Raw genomic sequence first — 5,637 nt, forward strand, 5'->3', positions numbered from 1 at the left:
GGGTCTTTCGCAGAAGGAAATGAAACAAAAGAAACCGGTATTGTGGCGTTAAAGTCTTGGTACTCTTCTCGCCCTTTGTCGTGGTCATATTGATTAGGGTAAATCCAGTAATTACATTTCTTCAAGGCTAGCGATGTCGAAGACGCTTTCAGACCCACATATAATCCGACATGGGCGGTTGCAGGCTCCAGCTCGTCAAGTAACTTATCTAGCTTATGGCCCTTACACACTTTTTCCGGCAATAAATGTGCATAGGTATTGGTAATACCCGCAGCGCTGATAATGGTTTTAGCGTACAGCGCTTCACCGTCTTTCATGCGCACGCCGGTGGCAGTATTGTCTTCAACAATAATTTCATCCACATTGGCCAGTGTTAGGGCTACTCCTTGCGACTCATTAATAATAGGAATAATACATTCGGCAATTTTTGCAGCGCCTCCGACAGGGTAGGCTGCGCCTTCCATATAGTGATTAGCGAGCAATGCGTGCATGTAAAAACTGCTCTTTGCAGGCGTTAAACCGTAATCACCGTATTGCGCCGTTAGTACACCAATCAGTTTAGCGTTGTCGGTAATTTCCCTTAATGTTGCTAATGTCGTCTTATCGGAAACCTTAAGCGTGCTGCGACGTAAAAAACTACCCACTATTTTTGATAACACTGACGGTAAGGTTTTTTCTAAATAGTAACCGCTGCCTAAGTTTTGAGCGTCATCGAGTAATGAGAAGTATTGATCGATTGATATTCTGTCCTTTTCTTCTGGAAAATAGGCCTTTAACTTGGCCTTAAGATTCTCTCTTCCTCTAGGGAATTGATATTCTTCATCACCGAATATAGCTCTGTCATAAATGTTATCCAGCGCCTCCCATTTGAGTTTATCTTTCGCAATATAGCGAAAGACCTTATTCAATACGCTGCCCTCGATGTGAACTTGGCCGACATAGTGCAAACCAATATCCCAAATATAACCACTACGTTCAAACGTATGCGTAAAGCCCCCGAGTACGTAATGCTGTTCTAGCAAAAGTACGCGTTTACCCGCTTGAGCCAAAAAAGAGGCGGCACTCATGCCGCCAGTGCCTGAGCCAATAATAATGACATCAAAGGTTCGTGCATCTTTAGTTTTAGCCGACTTTATATAATTCCGGTATGTCTTGTTGGTCATGTTGCGCACCCACCATAACTATTTCGATTCAAGGGGTCAGAGTTACTCAAATTGCTAAAAAGAAAAGCCAATCATAAATTCAGCCGTGGCGTCATCATTAGAAAATATAGCTCTATCGGATGTGTATTTTTCTTGTCTAATACCGGCGCTAAAGAACACCGGTGACTTAATATAGGCGATGCCAATACGGTAACCATAAGCATCTATATCTGCATTATCTTCGACAAAGTAATGGCTATACAACAAACCGAAATAGGGTTTTAGTTGTTCAGACGCGGGAATGTAATAAGTGGAATCCACAGTGGCTTTTGATAGCGTAGGCTTGCCTGAAAACCAGTATTCATAACCGGCACCAATCGCAAGATTATCTAAGGCAAAGTAGTTAATCGAGACACCCGCAATGCTATAGTTTTCGGGACCAATGGACGCGCCGCCCAGTTTTATCCCCACAGATTTACTGCCCGCAGTTAATGAGGCTGAATGGACAAGGTTGCTGAGTAGCAGGAAAGTAGTGAAGAGTATGAGTCTCATGATGAGCCCTCTCAAAATTAGCTTGGTCTGTAAAGCTTATACCAATAATGCGCCTCTCACTTCTTTATGCTTAAATTTTATAATCCTCGAACGTGTTTAGTGAAGCGTAATCAAATTGATAGGGTTAATGTTTTAGTTTATTTAATCTTTGAAATCTTCTTCGGTGAGATAAGTGATTGTAATTATGCATTTAGAATGAAAAAAGCCTGCTGAATAGCAGGCTTTTTAGTTTTAGGCTTCTAAAATTATCAATGCATTAGAAGATGTATTCCGCGTTTATTCCCCAGTTACGTCCCGGTTCAGTGCGGCGATCTAAGCCTTGGTCACTGGCTTTTTTATCTTCAAGGTTACTGTATAACCAGTACTTCTCATCGGTGACGTTAAAGATACCAGCGCGTAACGTCAGGTCTGTCGTCGGGCGTACGTATATCGTAATGTCGGTGACGATAGAGCTTGGTGCATCGACATTGCCGCTATCACTCCAGTCAGAACCTGATTTTTCAGCAATCCACTGTGTTGATAGTTTGCCACCAAACGTCTTGTCTTGAGAGTCGTAACCCAAAGCAACATTTGTTGTGAGCGGTGCAATCGAGTTAATACTATTACCCGTTGCTTTGTCTTCTCCTTGCGCATAAGCGACATTGAATAAGCCATAAACACCAGGAGTGCTTGTTAATAATGCATCAAAGCTAAGCTGCGATTTTAACTCGGCACCATAGATACGTACTTGGGCAATATTCTCATTGGTGTAGACAATACCATTTGCATCTGGTGCTAGTTCAACTTGCTCGATAAAGTTTTTGTAATCATTGTAATAAGCCACTAGCTCGATACGACCGTGGTCATTGGCAAATCGAGAACCTATTTCATAACCAAGACTTTCTTCAGGTTTTAGATCCGGATTGGATATAATGCTATAACCATGGCCAGTATTCAGGCGACTATAATACAACTGATCAAGTGATGGTGATTTAAAGCCTTGGCTGATGTTAGCAAACGTACTTAACTGATCGGTGAAATGGTAAACACCACCCAGTCGACCTGTTAACGCATCATTGGTATTTTTCTCAAATGAAGTCGTTGTTGAAGCGTCTGGATCTGTTGTATAAGAGTCGTAGCGCAGTCCCATATTAATCACTAGCTTTTCGTCAAAGTAGAAACCTTGATCTTGTATAAACAGACCCCAAGTATCAGACGATGCCGATGGTACTTCAGGATTAGCTGGAGTTACACTGGCATTTTTATACAGATAATCAGTGTAATCTAACTTAAAGCTGTTATTGAGGTAAGATAAGCCATAAATGACTTCATGATAGCTATTGGCTAATTCAAATGCTTTATCAAACTGAGTGTTAAATTGGGTTGACTGCTCATCGCCGTTACGTTGTCTATTACGGTAGCCGTTGGCATTAGTATGGTCAAAGTTGTCATGTTTCGACTCACTTTGTTGATAAGAAAGATTCCAATCAAGCGTATCGAAAGCAATATTATTTGCCGTCCATTTATGCTCAATACTGATGCGCTGTCTTGTGTCTTCATCACTCGCCGTGTTTTGGGTGTAAGTGTAACCCGGCGCTAGGCTATAACCTTCTTTTGACAGGATGTCGCCATCGGCTGCACTGCTATAATTCTCTAAAGTAAGACCTATTTTATGGTTAGCGTTGACTTGATAAAATACTTTACCTAAAAAGTTATCAGATTTAATGTCGAAAGGATTTGCTTGTCCTCGGTCTGGTCCTTGAATATCGTCACCGCTACTGTGAACTTGGGTTTCATGACCTGTTTTATAGGTATACATGAATAACGATTCCCATTTACCTGAGCGACCAGCCATCGTAGCTGTCGATTTAAAAGTCTCATCGACACTGGTATAGCCCGTTTTTACACTGCTAAATGATGTTTCTTCTGCGTCATCTAAAAGATCACTTGGATTTTTGGTACGCATAATGACTGCGCCACCTAGGGCGTCACTACCATACAAACTAGAGGAAGGACCTTTATTCACCTCAACAGTTTGTAAGGTATCTATTTCAATGGTGTTTTGACCTTTACGCATGACGTCATCGTCACCCCTACCGGTATTGTAAATTGAGGTTTGTTGAATACCGTCGATAATTACTTTGACATGGTTTTCACCCTGTCCGCGAATGTTAAAACTACCGAGACCAAATCGTCCTTGACCTTCCATTGACACGCCGGGCTCTGTGCGTAATACATCTTTTAAATCAGTTGCCATTTGTTCATCAATTTTCTGGGCATTACTGCTACCAACAGACGAGGAAACATCTTTTAATTTTTGCTCTGATCGCGTAGCTGAAACGATAACTTCATCAAAAGTAAAGGTAGTGTCATCTGCTGCGTAAGTCATCGGCGCGTAGCAAATAGCTGCGATGATATAGGCTAGTGGTTTTAACTTTGTCGCATGTGATCGTACGTGACTGATTTTTAAATTCGCCTGATTCATTATTCTAGACTCTTCCATGTTTAACGTTAATTTAGTGGCTTTTATTATTCAGTTTGCTGATCTGACTTAGCTTACTGATCTTGCTTAGCTTTCACGTGACCTTCATTTAAATGCACAATATCAATCATATCGTCGCCAGAAATATCAAATGCTTTACCAAAACCTTTCACAAAACGGCCTTTTTCAGGTGTTAATTGATAAAGATTGAAGTCTTTAAGACCGGCTAAATTATCAATAATGTCACCAAAACGTTGGCTTAAATCTAAAATCGCTTGCGCACCAATAACGGAGTCTTTTGCTATCAATTTTGCTGTTGTATCAAAGGTTAAGCGGCGACGAGCATAGAGTTGCTTGGAATTACTTTCATCTTCGATAAGCATGATCGACACGTTTTTTGAATGCTTTAAGTTCTGTCCATGTTGAGCAATATCACTAACCAGGATATAAAATCCTTCCTTGTTGTAAGTAAACGGCGCGTAACTCACATGTGGCAACCCTGAAGATAGCGTTGCCATTTGCAGCGTTTTACATTGCTGTTTAAATTCTTGAATTTCAGGGCTGATGCGATTTTCGATGCGTTGTTGTTTAGTGATCATTGTTGTAACTCCGTTTGGATACTTAATTTTCGCTTTAAAGTGGTGAATGCCGATACTTGCTCTGGAAATAGTTGTCTGGTTTTATCTCTACCTAAATAAACTTTGAAAATGCACTGGCCTTGTTGGGTATAAAAGCCGATGTAATGACTTTCCATGCCTCTAAATGGTCTGCTGACAAAGGCTATATTTTCAACCTGATCAATTTTCAGGTGTCCGTGCAGGCCTTCTTTTCCCATAATATTGTAATAACCATGGGCGAGCTTCCCGTTTGGAAAAGGGTTTTTGAATTCGAATATTGAACCGCAAGAATGCACTATGGTGGTGACTTTTCCCCAGTTTGGTAAAACACGAAGAACCTGTTCACTGTGCTGACCTGCGACCTGCATTACTTGTGTTTCAGGCAGTGAAAATGTGACTTCACCTTCAGTTAAATCTAGCTGCTGAGCCATAGATGAAACTGGAATACCATCATCTTCCGCCATTAACTCTGCGATAGAAGCGATTACCTGCTGTTGTGTAGTGTGCTGATACATAATGCTTAATTTATCAATTATAAAATGATGTGGACATAATACTTAAGGAATTATTAAATGCAAATGATAATCGATCTTATTTGCATTTGGTTGTTTTTGTGGCATTATAACCGCAATTAACAACGCGCTTTATCTTGTCTAAATCATCAAGGGTCAAAATGAATCTCAAAAGGTATGTTGTATTTACTTCGCTTTCTCTGTTTATTCATGGTGTCGCATTTTCCTCCATTCAAAATGAAGAAAAAATGCTCTCAATATCATTGGATGATAAATCACAACAAGCCAATCACAGTGTGAAATTTATTGCGGTGAGTAAGCCCAAGATCGCTGAAAAGCCAAAGCCAAAGCCA

At 40.6% G+C, this 5,637-nt stretch carries 6 protein-coding genes; 1 reads left to right on the plus strand and 5 read right to left on the minus strand.

Features of this window, described 5'->3' with window-relative positions:
* From QNK26_RS08890 to hutX, 5 genes are all read right to left on the minus strand, one after another.
* A partial coding sequence (locus tag QNK26_RS08890) for an NAD(P)/FAD-dependent oxidoreductase (protein ID WP_319222313.1) occupies nucleotides 1–1,163 on the minus strand: 1,163 nt, incomplete at its 3' end.
* A 54-nt stretch (nucleotides 1,164–1,217) separates the two neighbouring features.
* On the minus strand, nucleotides 1,218–1,694 hold the full coding sequence (locus tag QNK26_RS08895; RefSeq protein ID WP_319222314.1) for a ferrodoxin oxidoreductase beta subunit: 477 nt from the start codon (nucleotides 1,692–1,694) through the stop codon (nucleotides 1,218–1,220).
* A gap of 256 nt (nucleotides 1,695–1,950) precedes the next feature.
* Nucleotides 1,951–4,158 carry a TonB-dependent hemoglobin/transferrin/lactoferrin family receptor gene (locus QNK26_RS08900; RefSeq protein ID WP_319222316.1) on the minus strand — a complete coding sequence of 736 codons (2,208 nt, stop codon included), beginning with the start codon at nucleotides 4,156–4,158 and terminating at the stop codon, nucleotides 1,951–1,953.
* A 71-nt stretch (nucleotides 4,159–4,229) separates the two neighbouring features.
* Nucleotides 4,230–4,754, minus strand: coding sequence for a heme utilization protein HutZ (gene hutZ, locus QNK26_RS08905; protein WP_319222318.1), 525 nt, complete (start codon nucleotides 4,752–4,754; stop codon nucleotides 4,230–4,232).
* Nucleotides 4,751–5,287 (minus strand): heme utilization cystosolic carrier protein HutX, encoded by a 537-nt coding sequence (gene hutX / locus QNK26_RS08910; RefSeq protein WP_319222320.1) that lies wholly within the window; start codon nucleotides 5,285–5,287, stop codon nucleotides 4,751–4,753. Before hutX ends, hutZ begins: the two co-directional genes overlap by 4 nt.
* A 158-nt stretch (nucleotides 5,288–5,445) precedes the next feature.
* On the opposite strand from hutX, the gene QNK26_RS08915 reads away from it, so the two are divergent.
* Nucleotides 5,446–5,637, plus strand: a 192-nt coding sequence (locus tag QNK26_RS08915; RefSeq protein WP_319222322.1) for a hypothetical protein, incomplete at its 3' end; no start/stop codon positions are given.

Origin of the sequence: Moritella sp. (genome assembly GCF_033791185.1) — a bacterium.
Taxonomy (GTDB): Bacteria; Pseudomonadota; Gammaproteobacteria; order Enterobacterales; family Moritellaceae; genus Moritella.